This window comes from Mycobacterium mantenii (assembly GCF_001667865.1).
Taxonomy (GTDB): Bacteria; Actinomycetota; Actinomycetes; order Mycobacteriales; family Mycobacteriaceae; genus Mycobacterium; species Mycobacterium mantenii_A.
Window position 1 is genome coordinate 1 of sequence record NZ_LZJP01000028.1, and the last position, 16056, is coordinate 16056.

General features: G+C 69.1%; 14 protein-coding genes, 1 pseudogene and 1 riboswitch. Of the genes and pseudogenes, 5 read left to right on the forward strand and 10 right to left on the reverse strand.

From position 1 onward, the window contains the following. Positions 1 to 357 precede the first annotated feature (357 nt). Positions 358 to 1161 carry an SDR family NAD(P)-dependent oxidoreductase gene (locus A5688_RS03995; RefSeq protein WP_067913165.1) on the reverse strand — a complete coding sequence of 268 codons (804 nt, stop codon included), beginning with the start codon at positions 1159 to 1161 and terminating at the stop codon, positions 358 to 360. Positions 1162 to 1165: 4 nt separating this feature from the next. Then, positions 1166 to 2206, reverse strand: a complete 1041-nt coding sequence (locus A5688_RS04000; RefSeq protein ID WP_067828831.1) for an SDR family NAD(P)-dependent oxidoreductase — start codon at positions 2204 to 2206, stop codon at positions 1166 to 1168. Between the two features lie 284 nt (positions 2207 to 2490). On the opposite strand from A5688_RS04000, the gene A5688_RS04005 reads away from it, so the two are divergent. Then, complete coding sequence (locus A5688_RS04005) at positions 2491 to 2901, forward strand: group I truncated hemoglobin (protein WP_067828833.1); 411 nt, start codon at positions 2491 to 2493, stop codon at positions 2899 to 2901. A 104-nt stretch (positions 2902 to 3005) separates the two neighbouring features. After that, complete coding sequence (locus A5688_RS04010) at positions 3006 to 3764, forward strand: methyltransferase domain-containing protein (protein ID WP_067913167.1); 759 nt, start codon at positions 3006 to 3008, stop codon at positions 3762 to 3764. A 1-nt stretch (position 3765) separates the two neighbouring features. Here the strand turns inward: A5688_RS04010 and A5688_RS04015 are convergent, their stop codons facing one another. Continuing rightward, positions 3766 to 4692: an RluA family pseudouridine synthase gene (locus A5688_RS04015; RefSeq protein ID WP_067913170.1), complete on the reverse strand. Its 927-nt coding sequence runs from the start codon at positions 4690 to 4692 to the stop codon at positions 3766 to 3768. Then, a complete protein-coding gene (gene lspA / locus A5688_RS04020; RefSeq protein ID WP_082955169.1) occupies positions 4685 to 5320 on the reverse strand; it encodes a signal peptidase II in 636 nt (211 codons plus the stop codon). Before lspA ends, A5688_RS04015 begins: the two co-directional genes overlap by 8 nt. Positions 5321 to 5374: 54 nt before the next feature. Between lspA and A5688_RS04025 the strand changes: the two genes are divergently transcribed. Continuing rightward, a complete protein-coding gene (locus tag A5688_RS04025; RefSeq protein ID WP_067913176.1) occupies positions 5375 to 6334 on the forward strand; it encodes an asparaginase in 960 nt (319 codons plus the stop codon). On the opposite strand, the gene A5688_RS04030 is transcribed toward A5688_RS04025, so the two are convergent. Next, a complete protein-coding gene (locus A5688_RS04030; RefSeq protein WP_165606881.1) occupies positions 6296 to 7690 on the reverse strand; it encodes a DNA polymerase IV in 1395 nt (464 codons plus the stop codon). The two genes, A5688_RS04025 and A5688_RS04030, sit on opposite strands and share 39 nt — an antisense overlap. 55 nt (positions 7691 to 7745) lie before the next feature. Here A5688_RS04030 and A5688_RS04035 point away from each other — a divergent pair, with 55 nt between their 5' ends. Both A5688_RS04035 and A5688_RS04040 read left to right on the forward strand, forming a co-directional pair. Then, a complete protein-coding gene (locus A5688_RS04035) occupies positions 7746 to 8309 on the forward strand; it encodes a class I SAM-dependent methyltransferase (protein WP_067828848.1) in 564 nt (187 codons plus the stop codon). Continuing rightward, complete coding sequence (locus A5688_RS04040; RefSeq protein ID WP_207546592.1) at positions 8309 to 8848, forward strand: hypothetical protein; 540 nt, start codon at positions 8309 to 8311, stop codon at positions 8846 to 8848. The genes A5688_RS04035 and A5688_RS04040 overlap by 1 nt, the downstream gene beginning before the upstream one ends. A 31-nt stretch (positions 8849 to 8879) precedes the next feature. Here the strand turns inward: A5688_RS04040 and A5688_RS04045 are convergent. The 5 genes and pseudogenes from A5688_RS04045 to A5688_RS04065 all read right to left on the reverse strand — a co-directional run bounded on the left by A5688_RS04045 (position 8880) and on the right by A5688_RS04065 (position 16011). After that, positions 8880 to 9757 (reverse strand): annotated as a pseudogene (locus A5688_RS04045) (endonuclease domain-containing protein). A gap of 94 nt (positions 9758 to 9851) precedes the next feature. Then, entirely contained in the window at positions 9852 to 13022 is a 3171-nt protein-coding gene (gene ileS, locus A5688_RS04050; protein ID WP_067913185.1) for an isoleucine--tRNA ligase, read from the reverse strand. Positions 13023 to 13298: 276 nt separating this feature from the next. Beyond that, on the reverse strand, positions 13299 to 13547 hold the full coding sequence (locus A5688_RS04055) for an Rv1535 family protein (RefSeq protein WP_067828935.1): 249 nt from the start codon (positions 13545 to 13547) through the stop codon (positions 13299 to 13301). Positions 13548 to 13833: 286 nt separating this feature from the next. After that, positions 13834 to 14003: riboswitch (M-box (ykoK) riboswitch) on the reverse strand. A gap of 237 nt (positions 14004 to 14240) precedes the next feature. Then, positions 14241 to 15365, reverse strand: a complete 1125-nt coding sequence (locus A5688_RS04060; protein WP_067913179.1) for an NAD(P)H-dependent flavin oxidoreductase — start codon at positions 15363 to 15365, stop codon at positions 14241 to 14243. 76 nt (positions 15366 to 15441) lie between these two features. Next, positions 15442 to 16011 (reverse strand): carboxymuconolactone decarboxylase family protein, encoded by a 570-nt coding sequence (locus A5688_RS04065; RefSeq protein ID WP_067913182.1) that lies wholly within the window; start codon positions 16009 to 16011, stop codon positions 15442 to 15444. Positions 16012 to 16056 lie beyond the last annotated feature (45 nt).

Genomic DNA, 16056 nt, shown 5'->3' on the forward strand with positions numbered 1-16056 from the left:
GCCTAGCGCTTGGTCACATCCGCCACTGGGGTCTTAGCGCGGGGGGACATGGTCGAGTGCCCGCCTCTGAGCGACAACGGGAGACGGTGGGCGGACGGGCGCGCGTGCGCGGCCCCGCGCCCAGTCCGACTGCGCCCAGCCCCGTGCCGCGGGCCGCGGGCCGCGGGCCGCGGGCGCAGTCTGACCGCGCGGGCCGCGGGCGCAGTCTGACCGCGCGGGCCGCGGGCGCAGTCTGACCGCGCGCCAATCCATTTGTCGCTCAGAGGCGGGCATTTCATCACCCGTCCGTCGGAGAGACGGATGTGACGCATGTGATCAAACGATCCTAACGACCCTGACGACCCTGCTACCGGGCCGTCAGTTCTTGGGCCCGCCGCGGAATCGATTGCCGATCCGGATGCCGGGCAGCAGCAGGCTGCGCGGCGCGAACCGGCCGCCGGTGCTGACCACCTTGGGCACCACGCCAGGCACCACGGTCCGCCGGCCGGACAGCATGCCGCCGATGGCCGCCTCGGCCACGTCACGCGGCGAGACCTGCGCGATGGGAATGCTGAACCGCTCGGCGTTGGCGATCTCGGCCCACTCCGTCGGCACCGGTCCCGGGCACAGGCAGGTGACCGACACCCCCGTTCCGTGCAACTCCTCGTGCACCGCTTCGGAGAACGTCTGCACGAAAGCCTTGGTGGCCGAATACACCGCCATGAACGGAACCGGCTGGAACCCCGCGATCGACGCGATGTTCATCACCGCACCGGCGCCGCGCTCGACCATGCCGGGCAGGACCGCGTGGGTGAGTTCCATCAGCGCCAGCGCGTTGAGGGTGACCTCTTCGCTCTCGCGTTCCACCGGCAGCTCGTGAAAGACCCCGCTGGTGCCGAAACCGGCGCTGTTGCACAAGCCGGCGATGGGTTCGTTGCGCAGCCGGTTCGCCAGCTGGGCGCGGCCCTTGCCGTCACCGAGGTCCAGCGGCATCACCTCGACGGCGACCGAGTACTCATGGCCCACCTCGTTGGCCAGGTCGTCGAGGCGGTCGCGGCGCCGCGCGACCAGCAACAGCGGGAAACCGCGGCGGGCCAATCCGCGAGCGAGTTCGGCGCCGATGCCGGACGAGGCACCGGTGATGACGACGGTGGTCTGGATGTCAGGTTTTGGAAGGCTCATGGTGTTACCAATGTATCCCTCGGGTCGCCCGCACAAACGTTTCGCTGCGTCTATCGAATTGCGTTGTATCGGTTGAGGATTCATCGCCCTTTGCGGCGTCGGAGTCGCTGAACATGGCAAACGCCCTGTTGCGCACCCGGTCCATCACCGCGGGGTTGACCGCGTCGGCGACGGCGGCGAACTGCCCGAACGGTGAGCTGGCCCGGCGGGGCCGGTGCACGATCGCGTCGGTGATCACCCCGGCCGCCTGCTCGGGCGTCAGCGCCGGGAACTTGTCGTAGAGCGTGGTCGGGCTGATCATCGGCGTGCGCACCAGCGCCATGTGCACCGTGGTGAACCGCACGTCGTCGTTCACGGTTTCGGCCTGCAGCGCGTCGCACAAACTGTCCAGGGCGGCCTTGCTGGCGATGTAGGCCCCGAAGCGTGGCGCGCGGGTCTGCACGCCGACCGAGGACACATTGATCACGTGCCCGTATCCCCGCTCCCGCATCCCGGGGATGAACTTGAGGATCAGCTGGACGGCGCCCAGGTAGTTCAGCTGCATGGTCCGCTGGTAGTCGTGGATCCGGTCATAGGACAACTCGAGTGAGCGCCGGATCGAGCGTCCCGCATTGTTGATCAGGATGTCGACCCCGCCGAGATCGTCGAGCACCTGATCGGCCATCGCGGCGATGGCGTCCATCTCGGACAGGTCGCACGGGTAGACGTGGGCCGTCCCGCCGTTGCCGCGGATCTCCTCGGCGACCTTTTCCAGGTTCTCCCGGGTGCGCGCGACCAGCGCCACCGTGCCGCCGGCTTCCGCGATCTTCTTCGCGGCGGCCTCACCGATGCCGGAGGACCCCCCGGTGATCAGGGCGGTCTTGCCCGCCACGGCGTCCTCGAGGGTGCGGCCCTGCACCGCGTCGAGCAGATTCCTCAGATAGAACGGCCGATACCGTCCGGCCGAGTTGGGGGTGTTGACGATGTGGGACACCGCCGCCAGTGGCTTTTCCACCAGGTTCCCGATCGAGTTCTCCACCAAGTTCGTTATGTCACCAAGATTCATCGGCTTTCGCTCCTGATGATGTGAGCCCCCCGACCGCAATTGGCCTGCCCGTTGACCACGACCGCCTTACGGGGCTGCGCGAGTGATGTGACGTGCATCATTAAGCCAACCTAGGACATCGCAGGACCGCCTCGGTGCAGATTGCGGTCATGTCACCCGTCGCCCGCCCTCACGGCCCGCCGAGAACCACCGTCAGCAATGGGCAATCCGCTTGTTACACAGGGCAATCCGGGCGTGATCGCGCACTAACTGACGAGCAACGCCGGGATGTTCCAATCGTGCTTATGAAAATTCTGGCGCGCTTCCGCAAGTCCGCACCGGCACCCATCTACGACCGGATCGGTGGGCACGAGGCGATCGAAGTCGTGGTCGAGGACTTCTACGTTCGGGTGCTTGCCGACGACGAACTGTCCGGCTTTTTCACCGGCACGAACATGAACCGCCTCAAGGGCAAACAGGTGGAGTTCTTCGCCGCCGCCCTGGGCTGCCCGGAACCCTACACCGGCGCTTCGATGAAGCAGGTGCACCAGGGCCGCGGGATCACCATGCACCACTTCAGTTTGGTGGCCGGGCATTTGGCCGACGCGCTGGCCGCCGCCGGGGTGCCGTCCGAGACGGTGACCGAGATACTCGGCGCGATCGCGCCGTTGGCCCCCGAGATCGCCACGGGCGACGCCGGCAAGGTCAAGGTCTGACCTCAAGGGTCGGAGTACCGGGAACAGCAGGGCGGGGTCAAGCTCGATTCAACGGCACGAAATTTCTGTGCCATACGTCGTGAACGATGCCTAGCATGCCTGACATGCGGCGCACATTTGACGACCTGATCGCCGAGGCGGACGTTGCCCCGGTCGACGGCTGGGACTTCTCGTGGCTGGACGGCCGGGCGACCGAGGAACGCCCATCGTGGGGTTACCAGCGCCTGCTGAGCGGCAGGTTGGCGACGGTGTCGGCCGCGCTCGACATCCACACCGGCGGCGGGGAGGTGCTCTCCGGCGCGGGACCGTTCCCGCCCACCATGGCGGCCATCGAGACGTGGCCCCCGAACGCGGCGCTGGCCACCCGGCGGCTGCATCCGCTGGGCGTGGTGGTCGTCGCGACTCGCGACGAACCGCCGCTGCCGTTCGCCGACGAGGCGTTCGACCTGGTGACCACGCGGCATCCGATCTCCGTCTGGTGGACCGAGATCCTGCGGGTGCTCAGGCCGGGCGGCACCTATTTCGCCCAGCACATCGGGCCCGCCACGATGGGCGAGCTGGTCGAGTTCTTCATCGGGCCGCAGCCGCAGAAGTGGGCCGAGTTTCACCCCGACGCCGTGTGCGCGCAGGCCGAGGCAGCCGGGCTGCAGATCGTGGACGTGCGGATGGAGCGGATGCGGGCGGAGTTCTTCGACATCGGCGCCGTCGTGTACTTCCTGCGCAAGGTGATCTGGACGGTTCCCGACTTCACCGTGGCGCGCTACCGCGACCGCCTGGCCGAACTGCACGAGCGCATCGAAACCGGCGGGCCATTCGTCGCCCACTCGGTACGGCTGCTGGTCGAGGCCCGCAAGCCCGGGTGAGTCAGCCCTCGTCGCGCAACACATCCAGCGCGTGTTGCAGATCGGCCGGGTAGGGGCTGACGATCTCGATCCGCCTGCCGTCGGCCGGATGGGCGAACGACAGCGAACGGGCATGCAGCCATTGGCGTTCCAGCCCAAGCTTTTTCGCGAGCTTGGGGTCGGCGCCGTAGACGAGGTCACCGCAGCACGGGTGGTGCAGCGCGGAGAAATGCACCCGGATCTGGTGGGTGCGACCGGTTTCCAGGTGCACGTCGAGCAGGCTGGCCGCGTGAAAGGCTTCGATGGTGTCGTAGTGGGTGAGGCTGTGCCGGCCATCCTTGGTGACCGCGAACTTCCATTCGCCGCCGCGGTGACGTCCGATCGGCGCGTCGATGGTCCCGCTGGACGGGTCCGGGTGTCCTTGCACCAGCGCGTGATAGCGCTTGTCGACGGTGCGCTGCTTGAACGCGCGCTTGAGCACGGTGTAGGCGCGCTCGGAGAGCGCCACCACCATCACCCCGGAGGTGCCGACGTCGAGGCGGTGCACGATGCCCTGCCGCTCGGGCACGCCCGACGTGGTAATTCGGTAACCGGCCGCGGCCAGGCCGCCGAGCACGGTCGGCCCCGTCCAGCCCACCGACGCGTGCGCCGCCACCGCCGCCGGCTTGTCGACCGCGACGATGTCGTCGTCGGAGTACAGGATCGTCATGCCCTCGATGTCGACGGGCGTGTTGACTAAAGGCGCCGGCGCCTCGGGCAGGCGCACCTGCAGCCAGGCGCCGCCGGTCAGCCGGTCGGACTTGCCGGCCGGCACGCCGTCGAGCTCCACCCCGCCGTCCTCGGCGAGCGCGGCCGCCGCGCTGCGCGACAGCCCCAGCAGCCGCGCGATCCCGGCGTCGACGCGCATGCCCGCCAGCCCCTCCGGGACGGGCATCGAGCGGTCACTCACCCCCGCGGTCTCCGGCGTCGCCCTCGTCCTTGCGCGTGGAGCGCCGACCAACCGAATCGAAGTCGAACCCGAAGATCGACAGCACCACCAGCAGGATGGCGCCGCCGACCACCGAGGGATCGGCGACGTTGAACACAGGCCACCAGCCGACCGACAGAAAGTCCACCACGTGCCCGCGAAGCGGTCCGGGTGCGCGGAAGAAACGATCGACCAGGTTGCCCATGGCGCCGCCGAGGATCATGCCCAGGCCCACCGCCCACCACGGGGACACCAGCCGCCGGCCCATCCAGAAGATGCCGACCACCACACCGGTCGCGATCAGCGTCAGCACCCAGGTGTATCCCGTCGCCATCGAGAACGCCGCACCCGAATTGCGCACCAGGGTCCAGGTCACCGTGTCGCCGATGATCGGCACCGGCTGACCGGGAGGCAGCAGTTTGACGGCGAGCACCTTGGTGACGACGTCGAGGGCCAGCACGATCGCCGCGATCGACAGCAGCAGCCGCAGCCGCCTCGGGGCGCGTTCGGGCGCCGCGACGGTTTCGGGCTCCCGCTCGACCGGGGCGGCCTCACCAGCCTCTTCGGCTGAGGTCACCGGCTCAGTCGAGTTCGTTGGTTCTTCAGGCACGTCCCCATCATCCCCTACCGCCCCGCGCAGGCTAGCCGTGTTCGCGCGGCGGCGATGCGCAATGATGCCAGCATGGCCCGCCTCACCGTGATCGCCACCGGAGGCACGATATCGACCGGCACCGGCGCCGACGGGGTGCACCGGCCCTCGTACAGCGGGGCGGACCTGACGGCGCCCTTTCGCGCGGAACACGAGGTCGACGTCGTTGACCTGCTGGCGGTCGACAGCTCGGAGCTGACGCTGGCCGACTGGGACCGGATCCGCGACGTGGTGACGGCCGCGGTCGACGGCGGCGCAGACGGTGTGGTCGTCCTGCATGGCACCGACACCATGGAGGAAACCGCACTGTGGCTCGACCTCACCTACGCGGGCCAGGCCCCGGTGGTGCTGACCGGCGCCATGCGCAGCGCCGACGCCCCCGACGCGGACGGCCCGGCCAATGTGCGCGACGCCCTGACGGTGGCGGCCAGCCCGGCCGCCCGTGACCTGGGCGTGGTGACGTGCTTCGCCGGCCGGGTGCTGCAACCGCTGGGCATGAGCAAGGTGGCCACCGAGGACCTGAGCGGATTCACCGGCCGGCTGCTCGGCACCGTCGCCGGCGAGCTGACACTGGCGGCCCCGAAGACGCGCCCGTACCTCGGCGATCTGCGGGCCGCCACCGCGCCGCGCGTCGACATCGTCGCGGCGTACCTGGGCAGCGACGCGGTGGCGCTCGATGCGTGCGTGACCGCCGGGGCGCGGGCCGTGGTGCTCGAGGCGCTGGGTTCGGGAAACGCCGGGCCCCCGGTGGTCGACGCGGTGCGCCGGCACTGCGGCAACGGCGTCGTCGTCGCGGTGTCCACCCGGGTACCCGGCGGACGGGTCGCCGCCGGCTACGGCCCCGGGCACGACATGGCGGCCGCCGGGGCGGTGCTGGTGCCGCGGCTGCGACCGTCGCAGGCGCGCGTCCTGCTGATCGCCGCGCTGGCCGCGAAGCTACCGGTCGCCGATGTCGTCGCCCGGTGGGGCGGATAGGGCCTCGGCCTGCAGCACACCGGCGTAGTCGGGCCAATCCAGGGAATCGACCGGGTTGGCGCGGACCAGGTCGCCGCCGTCGGCGGGGAACGTGCGGGCCGGGCCGGGGCCGGAGCTCCGGGTTTCGAACCGGGCGGTGACCACGCCGTGGCCCGCGCCCTGCACCCAGCCGTGCCCGAGCTCGCGGTGGGCCACGTCGTCGCCCACCCGCCACCCGGCATCCTCTCCTGCCTGGGCCCCGGGCCCAAACATGGTTTCGGTCGCGGTTTCGACGGACGGTGAATCCGGTTGCGGCGCCGGCAGTTCCAGATCCGGAAACAGCGACTCCTGACGGACGTCGCTCAACCCCGAAAAGCCCACGCCCAGAAGGCGAATGGGCCCGATCTCGCGCGGATCGAGCAGCAGCCGCCGGGCCAGATTGAGCAGGGCGGCGACCTCGGTGGTCGCATACGGCAGCGTCGCCGACCGGGTCAGCGTGCTCATGTCGGATTTCTTCAGCTTGACCGTGACGGTGCGGGCGCCGCGGCCGTCGCGCAGCAGGCGGTGATGGGCGTGCTCGGCGATCGGCTCGATGGCCTCACGCAGCTGCTCCAGGCTGGTCAGGTCGACGGCGAAAGTGGATTCGGAGCTGATCTGTTTGGCTTCGGCGCGCTCGGCGACCGGGCGGTCGTCGATGCCGCGGGCCAGCCGGTGCAGCGCCGGCCCGATCGTGGCGCCCAGGATGTTGGCCGCCTCCGCCTCGGTCAGCGCGGCCAGCTCGCCGATGGTCTCGATGCCGAGCCGGTGCAGCCTCTCCTCGGCCACCGGGCCGATCCCCCACAGCCGGCGCACCGGCAGCCCGCCCAGCAGGGCGCGCTCCTCGGCGCGGCGCACCACCCGAATGCCGTCGGGCTTGGCCAGCCCGGAGGCGATCTTGGCGATCTGCTTGCCCGAGCCGGCGCCCACCGAGGCGATCAGCCCGGTGTCGTCCCGGACCCGTCGCCGCAGGTCCTCGCAGAACGCCTCGACGTCCTCGGCGGACGCCCCGGCGAGCTGGGCGGGCTCGCCGAACCCCTCGTCGAAGGACAACTGCTCGACGACCGGCATCACCGCGCGAATGGTGTCGAACACCCGCCTGCTGGCCAGCCCGTACACCACGCCGCGCGGCGGCAACACCACCGCACTCACGCCGACCAGCCGGCGGGCCTGATGCATGGGCATGGCCGACCGCGCCCCGAACACGCGCGCCTCGTAGCTGGCCCCGGCCACCACGCCGCGCCCGCCCAGACCGCCGACCAACACCGGACGCCCGCGCAGCGTCGGGCGGGTGAGTTGCTCGACGGAGGCGAAGAACGCATCCATGTCCAGGTGCAGCACCCACCGCGACTCCACACGGTCGATGCTATTGCGCTACTGGGCTAACGTTTTCCACATGGCCATGAACCTTGCGCACCGCCGGATCTGCAGCTCGCAGCGCTGGGCCAAGTCGGTCAAGGACGACCTGTTGCCCTGGGCGCTCGCCAATGTGGACCTGGGCGACAACACGCTCGAGATCGGGCCCGGTTACGGCGCGATCCTGCGGGTGCTGGTGGACAAGACGCCGAGGCTCACCTCGGTGGAGATCGACACGCCGATGGCCGAGCGCCTGCAACGGCTCTACGGCGACCGGGCGCGCATCATCAACGGCGACGCCACCGCCACCGGGTTGCCGTCCGACGAGTTCAGCTCGGTGGTGTCGTTCACCATGCTGCACCACGTCCCGACCGCCGAGCTGCAGGACAAGTTGTTCGCCGAGGCGTTCCGGGTGCTTCGCCCCGGCGGTGTGTTCGCCGGCAGCGACAGCGTGTCCTCGCTGCGGTTCCGGATCCTGCACTTTCGGGACACCTGCAATACGGTCTCGCCGGACACCCTGCCGGATCGGTTGCGCGCGGCGGGTTTTGGTCACGTCGAGGTCGAAGCTCGCGGAGGCAGGCTGCGCTGGCGCGCGGTCAAATGATGGTCACCGGGCCCGCCGACGCCGCCGCTGCGCCCGGGGGTACGCCGCCCCAGACGCGATGGGCAAGGCTGCGCCATCAATGGGACGAGCGCCTGCAACCCGGCGAGCAGGCCACGGTGCTGGCCTGGGCATCGTTCACGCTCACGTTCGCCGGCCTGCGCGGGCTGACTCACTGGATCCGCGCCGGCCATGGACCTTCCGGTGGCGGTATATCCATGGGCGGCAGGCACTTCCACCACTACAACATCGGCATCGGGATGCTGGCGACGGTGGCCGGTGTGGGGTTGCGCGGAACCGACAAGCAGCGGCGGCATCCCGCTGCGGCGGTGGCTTACGGCGCCGCCAACGCCATGATCGTCGACGAGCTGGCGCTGCTGTTGGACCTCAAGGATGTGTACTGGGCCTCCGATGGCCGCGAGAGCGTCGACGTCGCGGTCGGAGTCATCGCCACCGGCGCGACCGTCGTGGCGGGCATGCCGTTCTGGCCGCATGCGCACCGGGCGCTTCGGTCGCACACCACCTCCTCCGCGAGACTGTAAGTGGCAACCACTCTTCTCGAGAAACGTGTCGTTAGTTGCAGTCTCGCGGTGAAAGCGGGCAGCCGGCGGCTGCCAAAGCACGCCGGACCCGGTACACGACAACCTCCGGTCGGTGACGCAGCAGGTCGGCGCTGACCCGGACCAGGCGCCATCCCCGTCGCTCCAGTTCGGCGGTGCGTTCGATGTCATCGGCGCGGATGCGCGGATCTGTCCAGTGCTGCGCCCCGTCGTATTCCACCCCGACCAGCCACTCCTCCCAGCCCATATCGATCCTGGCCAACACCGCGCCCCAGACGTTGCGCACCTCGATCTGGGTCTGCGGCCTGGGCAGCCCCCCGCGCATCAGCACTAGCCGGGTCCTGGTCTCCTGCGGCGATTCGGCGCCCGCGTCGATGAGCGGCAGCACCTGCCTCAGCTGCTTCATGCCGCGCGCGCCACGGTGAGCGTCGATCAAGGGATACACGTCACCCGCGCAGATGCCGGTAGCTCGTGCGAGCGAGTCGATCCGGATGACCGCGGTCTGGAAGCCGCGCCGCCGACCGAGATCGAATGCGGTGCGAGCGGGCGACGTCACCGGCACCCCGTCGACGTCGGTTGTCTCGCCCGCGAGCAAGGTGTCGTTGCGGGTGACGATCAACGCCGGCGGGCGGGTGCGTTCGCATACCAATTCGGCCGGCGCGCGGGCATCCATCCACTCAGCGCCGAGCATGGCGGCCGCCGAAACGCCCGCCACCACCGCTTCTTTTCCGACCATAGCCATGCGGCCACCGCCCGATCGCGCGCGGTCAGCTCATTGCCGCGCTTTTGGTACACGTTGCGGTAGATCCGTTGGCAGGAGCGCCGCAGCTCACGTTGGGTCCACGCTCCCGCGCGAACCGCGTCAGTTCCGATGAAGGGTTCTGCGTTCACGGCAGCAGCGTGCCACGCCACCCCGACATGCCGCGAGACTGCAACTAGCGGCGGGTCTTCTCGGGAAATACGTCGCGGAATACAGTTTCGCGCGTCAGGCTTTTGAAATGCTCACCCGCACACCGTCACCGATGGCGACGGCGTCGGCCGGATCGCCGAATTCGAAGCTGGTGGCCAGGATTTCGCCCGCGATGAGGTCGCGGTGGGTGCGCGCCCAGTCGGCGCGCTCGCCCGGGACCGCCATCACCACCGAAATCCGGTCGGACACATCCAAACCCGTCGACTTGCGCAACTCCTGCAATTCGCGGATCCGGTCTTTGGCCCAGCCTTCGGCCTCGAGTTCGGGGGTCACCGTGCCGTCCAGCACCACCAGGCCTGCCCCGTCGGGCAGGGCCGCGGTGAATTCCGGGTCGGCCGCGACCAGTCGCGAGCTGTATTCCTCGGGTTGCAGCACCGCGGGTCCGGCGGTCAGGGTGCCGTCCGGGTTGACGACGCCCTCCCCCGCCTTGACGGCCTTGATGGCCGCCTGCACGTCCTTGCCCAGCCGCGGCCCGGCGACCCGCGCGTTGACGGTGAGCTCGAAGCGGCCGTAGGTGTCGATCGCGTCGGTGAGCTCGACGCTCTTGACGTTGAGTTCGTCGGCGATCAGGTCGACGAACGGCTCCAGTCGCTGCGGATTGTCTACCGCCACCGTCAGTTTCGGCAACGGCAACCGCACCCGCAGCTTCTTGGCCTTGCGCAACGAGGACGCGGCCGAACAGACTTCGCGGACCTGATCCATCGCGGCGACCAGATCGGGGTCGGCGGGCACATCGCCGGCCTGCGGCCAATCGGTCAGGTGCACCGACCGCTGAAAAGTCAGGCCGCGCCAGACGATCTCGGTCACCGACGGCAGCAGCGGCGCGGCCAGCCGCGCCGTCACTTCCAGCACGGTGTGCAGGGTGTCGATGGCATCGACGTCTTCCTCCCAGAACCTTGAACGCGACCGTCGCACATACCAGTTGGTCAGTGCCTCGGTGAACTGGCGCAGCTGTTCGCACGCCCGGGAGATGTCACAGCTGTCCATCTCGCGGGTCAGGTCGTCGCGCAGCTGGGCGAGCTTGGCCAGGATGTAGCGGTCCAGCACCTGCGTCGAATCGGTGCGCCAGGTACCGACTTTGGGCGCGTAGAGGGCCAGGAAGCTGTAGGCGTTCCAGAACGGCAGCAGCACCTGGCGCACGCCCTCGCGGATGCCCTGCTCGGTGACGATGAGATTGCCGCCGCGCAGGATCGGCGAGGCCATCAGGAACCAGCGCATGGCGTCGGAGCCGTCGCGGTCGAACACCTCGGACACATCGGGATAGTTGCGCAGCGACTTGCTCATCTTCTGGCCGTCGGAGCCCAGCACGATGCCATGTGCCACACAGGTTTTGAAGGCGGGCCGGTCGAACAGCGCGGTGGCCAGCACGTGCAGGGTGTAGAACCAGCCGCGGGTCTGCCCGATGTACTCGACGATGAAGTCGCCGGGATAGTGCCCGTCGAACCAGTCGCGGTTCTCAAACGGGAAGTGCACCTGGGCATACGGCATGGATCCCGAGTCGAACCACACGTCGAGCACGTCGGGGATCCGCCGCATCGTGCTGGCCCCGGTCGGGTCGTCGGGGTTGGGCCGGGTCAGCTCGTCGATGAAGGGCCGGTGCAGATTGGTGGGGCGCACCCCGAAGTCGCGTTCGAGTTCGTCGAGGCTGCCGTAGGCGTCGATTCTCGGGTACGCGGGGTCGTCGGACTTCCACACCGGAATCGGGGTGCCCCAGTAGCGGTTTCGTGAGATCGACCAGTCGCGGGCGCCCTGCAGCCACTTGCCGAACTGGCCGTCCTTGACATGCTCGGGGTACCAGGTGATCTGCTGGTTGAGTTCGACCATGCGGTCCCGGAATTCGGTGACCGCGACGAACCACGACGAGACGGCGCGGTAGATCAGCGGATTGCGGCAGCGCCAGCAGTGTGGGTAGGGGTGCTCGTAGGTTTCGTGGCGCAGCAGCACCGCCCCGTTGGCTGCCGCGGGTCCGCTGCCGTTCTTCAGGTCGCGGATGATGTGCGGGTTCGCGTCAAAGACGTGCTGCCCCTGGTAATCCGGCACGGTGGCGTCGAACCGCCCCTTGGCGTCGACCGGCGTGACCGGCACGATGCCGACCCGGTCGGTGGTCGCCATGTCGTCCTCGCCGTAGGCCGGCGCCATGTGCACGATGCCGGTTCCGTCCTCGGTGGTGACGAACTCGCCCGGCAACACCTGAAAAGCGTTCTCGGTATCCATGAAATACGGGAACGGCGGCAGGTACCGGGTGCCGAGCAGGTCCGCCCCGCGGTAAGTGCCCAGGATCTCGGGTTCTTCCCCTTTTTCGAAGCCCAGCTCGCGAGCGTAGGCGGCGAGCCGCGGCCGGGCCAGCACGAATCGATGCTCGCCCGCCTTGACCTCGACGTAGGTCACGTCGGGGTTGACGGCGACGGCGAGGTTGGACGGCAGGGTCCACGGTGTCGTCGTCCACACCAACAGGTGGGCCCCGTCCAGCGGACCGCCGGTCACCCTAAACCCCACCGTGAGCGCGGGGTCCTGACGGCTCTGATACACGTCGTCGTCCATCCGCAATTCGTGGTTGGACAGCGGGGTTTCGTCGCGCCAGCAGTAGGGCAGCACCCGGTAGCCCTCGTAGGCCAGGCCCTTGTCCCAGAGCTGCTTGAACGCCCAGATCACCGACTCCATGTAGGGCAGATCCAGCGTCTTGTAGTCGTTGTCGAAGTCGACCCAGCGGGCCTGGCGGGTGACGTAGGCCTGCCATTCGTCGGTGTAGCGCAGCACCGATGCGCGGCAGGCGTCATTGAACGCGGCGATGCCCATGTCGTCGATCTGGGACTTGTCGCTGATGCCAAGCTGGCGCTCGACCTCGAGTTCGGCCGGCAGCCCGTGGGTGTCCCAGCCGAAGCGGCGCTCCACCTTGTAGCCGCGCATGGTGCGGTAGCGCGGGACGATGTCCTTGACGTAGCCGGTGAGCAGGTGCCCGTAGTGCGGCAGCCCGTTGGCGAACGGCGGCCCGTCGTAGAACACGTATTCCGGTGCGCCGTCCCGGCGGGCGATGCTGGCGCGGAAGGTGTCGTCATGGGCCCAGTAGTCCAGCACCTCGAGCTCGAGGGCGGGAAAGTCGGGCGCCCCGGCCGGCTTGGGGTAGGCCTGGACGGCGTCCGCGAGCTGGGCGTCGCGGTCAGCCTCGGGGCCGGATGTGTCGGTCACGATGCGCGTTGTCTCCTGTGCCACGGTGCAAACCGGGGACGACGACGCGCTGGCTGCGCGAGCGCCGCGGTACCACCCCGCTTGCCGCGCTTTCGCGTGGCCACTCGATGACGGCTGTGACGGGCCTACCCGTTCGGGTCTACTGGGCCGGGACGGCTGTTCTTCCGAAGGCTCCCCGGTGATGGCCGGATCGACGCCAGTGAATTTTACCGCGAGACTGCAACTGCCCACGCAAATGCCGAGTGAAGTCGTCAGCAGTTGCAGTCTCGCGGGGCGCTAGGCCCGGACTTCGAGGACGCCCACCCGCCACAGCGCGGCGTACACGTGCCGCAGCGGGACGCTCAGCAGGCGAGCGGCGCCGTCGACCAGCGGGTCGCCACCGGCGCCGAACGGCGGGTTGTCGGTCCGGCGGGCCGTGGCCACGGGAGCCTGGGCGGGTGCCGGAACGGTGTCGCCGTCGCGCACCACGGTCAGCGTGCGGGCGGGCGGCACGGTTACCACTTCGTCGGAGAAAGCTACGGTCATCATCGCCTCCTTGAGGGGAGATCCAACGGGGGACTTCATGGACTGACGTGTCCCATCCCGGGTCGGTTCCGATATCAGAACGCTTGGGCGATAACCACTTAGCGTTGCGACGACTCAGCCGAGGAGGTCGCGCCGGAGACCGGTTGGGGACGAAACACGGTTCGGACTTCGATCCGGACTATCGCTAGAACTCATGTGTCCCTCACCTCCTCGCGGTCACGACGCATGCGCGGGTCGCATGCAATCTATGCGCAGCAGAGGAGCAGAATCCGACGACCGTCGGAGATCCGCACCCCTCTCGTCAGAGATTCGGCACTACACGACGTGTCCGGTAGTCCGGAAGCCACCTGGGCTCAACCCTTAAGCCGGGAGGAGCTGTCCTGACCCGGGGCGTCTCTCGACGTTCGGGGTCAGTGGCCTGTATTCGTGTAGACGCCTCACCTAACGAGGTGCTAACCCGACCGATCATGCACGACGGGTATGACACGGTCAAATCCCCGGGTCGCGTGTCGGAGATTCTGTACGCATTCGTTAGGGGCGCACACAGCATTCGGCCAGGTTCGCGGGGCTGAACTGGGCATATGACCCGGCACTGGCGATCGCAAGCGCGGCGAAGCCGGGCGCAGCGGGTCGCCGCCATCCGGCACGCGGCCGGAAGAGGATCGGGGCCGCACGGTTGCCGAGCGGCCCCGATCACTTCTCGACCAGGCCGTCGAGCCGGCCGATGGTGTCGATGAACTCTTCGACCATGTCGAGCACCACCGCGCGGGTCGGGCGGACGCGGTCGAGCGAGCCCACCACCTGTCCGACGAAGTAGGTGGCCAGCTCGCGCGCCTTGGCGCCCTGGTGGGCGGCGGCTTGATTGATCCGCACCTGCGGCTCGGCGATCAGCGCGGTCTGCAGCGGCATGCCCAGCGGGTCCGGGTTTTCCGGCCGCTCCCACTCGTCGGTCCAGGCGGTGCGCAGCATCCGCGCCGGCTTGCCCGTCATCGAGCGCGACCGCACCGTGTCCGACGAGCTGGCGGCCAGGAACTTCTCCTTGACCACGGGCACCGTCTCGGCCTCTTCGGTGGTCAGCCACACCGAGCCGCACCAGACGCCCTCGGCGCCCAGGGCCAGCGCCGCGGCGATCTGGCGGCCGCGGGCGATTCCGCCGGCGGCCAGCACGGGCACCGGCGCCACGGCGTCGACGACCTCGGGGACCAGGACCATGGTCGCCACCTCGCCGGTGTGACCGCCCGCCTCGGTGCCTTGCGCGACGATCAGGTCGACGCCCGCGGCGGCATGCCGCTGCGCGTGCCGGGTGGTCCCGGCCAGAGCGGCCACCAGCACGTCCTGGTCGTGCGCGCGTTGGACGAGGTCCGGCGGGGGCGGGCCGAGCGCGCTGGCGATCAGCCGGATGTTGTTGGAGAACGCCACGTCGAGCAGCGGCTCGTAACCCTTGGGCGAGATGTTCAGGCCGCCGAGGGATCGGCGCGGTTCCTCGGCGGCCGCCGTGATCCCGTACCGGGCCAGGAGGTCGTCGACGAACGCGCGATGCTCGTCGGGTAGCAGGGTGCGCGCCTGTGCGGTGTCGATCCCACCCTGCTCGGCGCCCACGTACTTGGGCGGCAGCAGCAGATCCACGCCGTAGGGTTTGCCCCCGGTCTGCTCCTCGATCCAGGTCAGCTCGCTCTGCAGGCGCTGCGGGCTGTGCGCGGTGGCACCCAGGATCCCGAAGCCGCCCGCGTTGGTCACCGCGGCCACCACATCGCGGCAGTGGCTGAAGGCACAGATCGGGAATTCGACTCCGAGCATCTCGGCGACCCTGGTTCGCATTGACCGACGCTAAGAGTTATTGATTGCTAAGTCAATCGGCCACGGGGCGTGGGCAACTCGGGTGCGAGCGCGGGCGCTAAGACCGGGGCGATCGGCCGTCCGGCGGCCAGCTCGACACGCCCTCCTCCAACGGCACCTCCAGGCTCTGCAGGATCGAGGCGACCATCCGCCAGGCGCCGATGACCGTGACGAGTTCGACGAGAACCGTTGTGTCACCTCCGAATTCGTGTTCGCATGCCGCCCAGCTCGCGGCGCTGACCGCGCCGTCGCGTACCACGTCGTCGGTGGCCGCGAGCACGGCCCGCTCGATGGACCCGAACCCGGCATGGTTCTGCCAATCCCGCACGCCCAGCAGATCCTCGGCCGGAACGCCGAGCCGGGATGCGACGCGCCAGTGCTGTGTCCATTCGTATTCGCAGGCGGTGAGCCAGCCGATCCGCATGATCACCAACTCGCGTAGCCGTGAGTCGAGCGCCCCGTGCCAGAGCATGGTGGCGAGCAGGTCGTTGATGCCGCGCGCCAGCGGCGGATGGTTGAGCAGCACCTGGAAGATGCTCAGTTCGGCCATGTAGTTGGGGACGGCCGCTTCGTCGGCGGCGGCCCGGGCTTCCTCGAGTGGCAGTTGGGGCAGGCGCGCTGTTGTCATCGGATGGGCACTCCTTTGCGCTGGCGGGACCGTCGCGTTCTACCG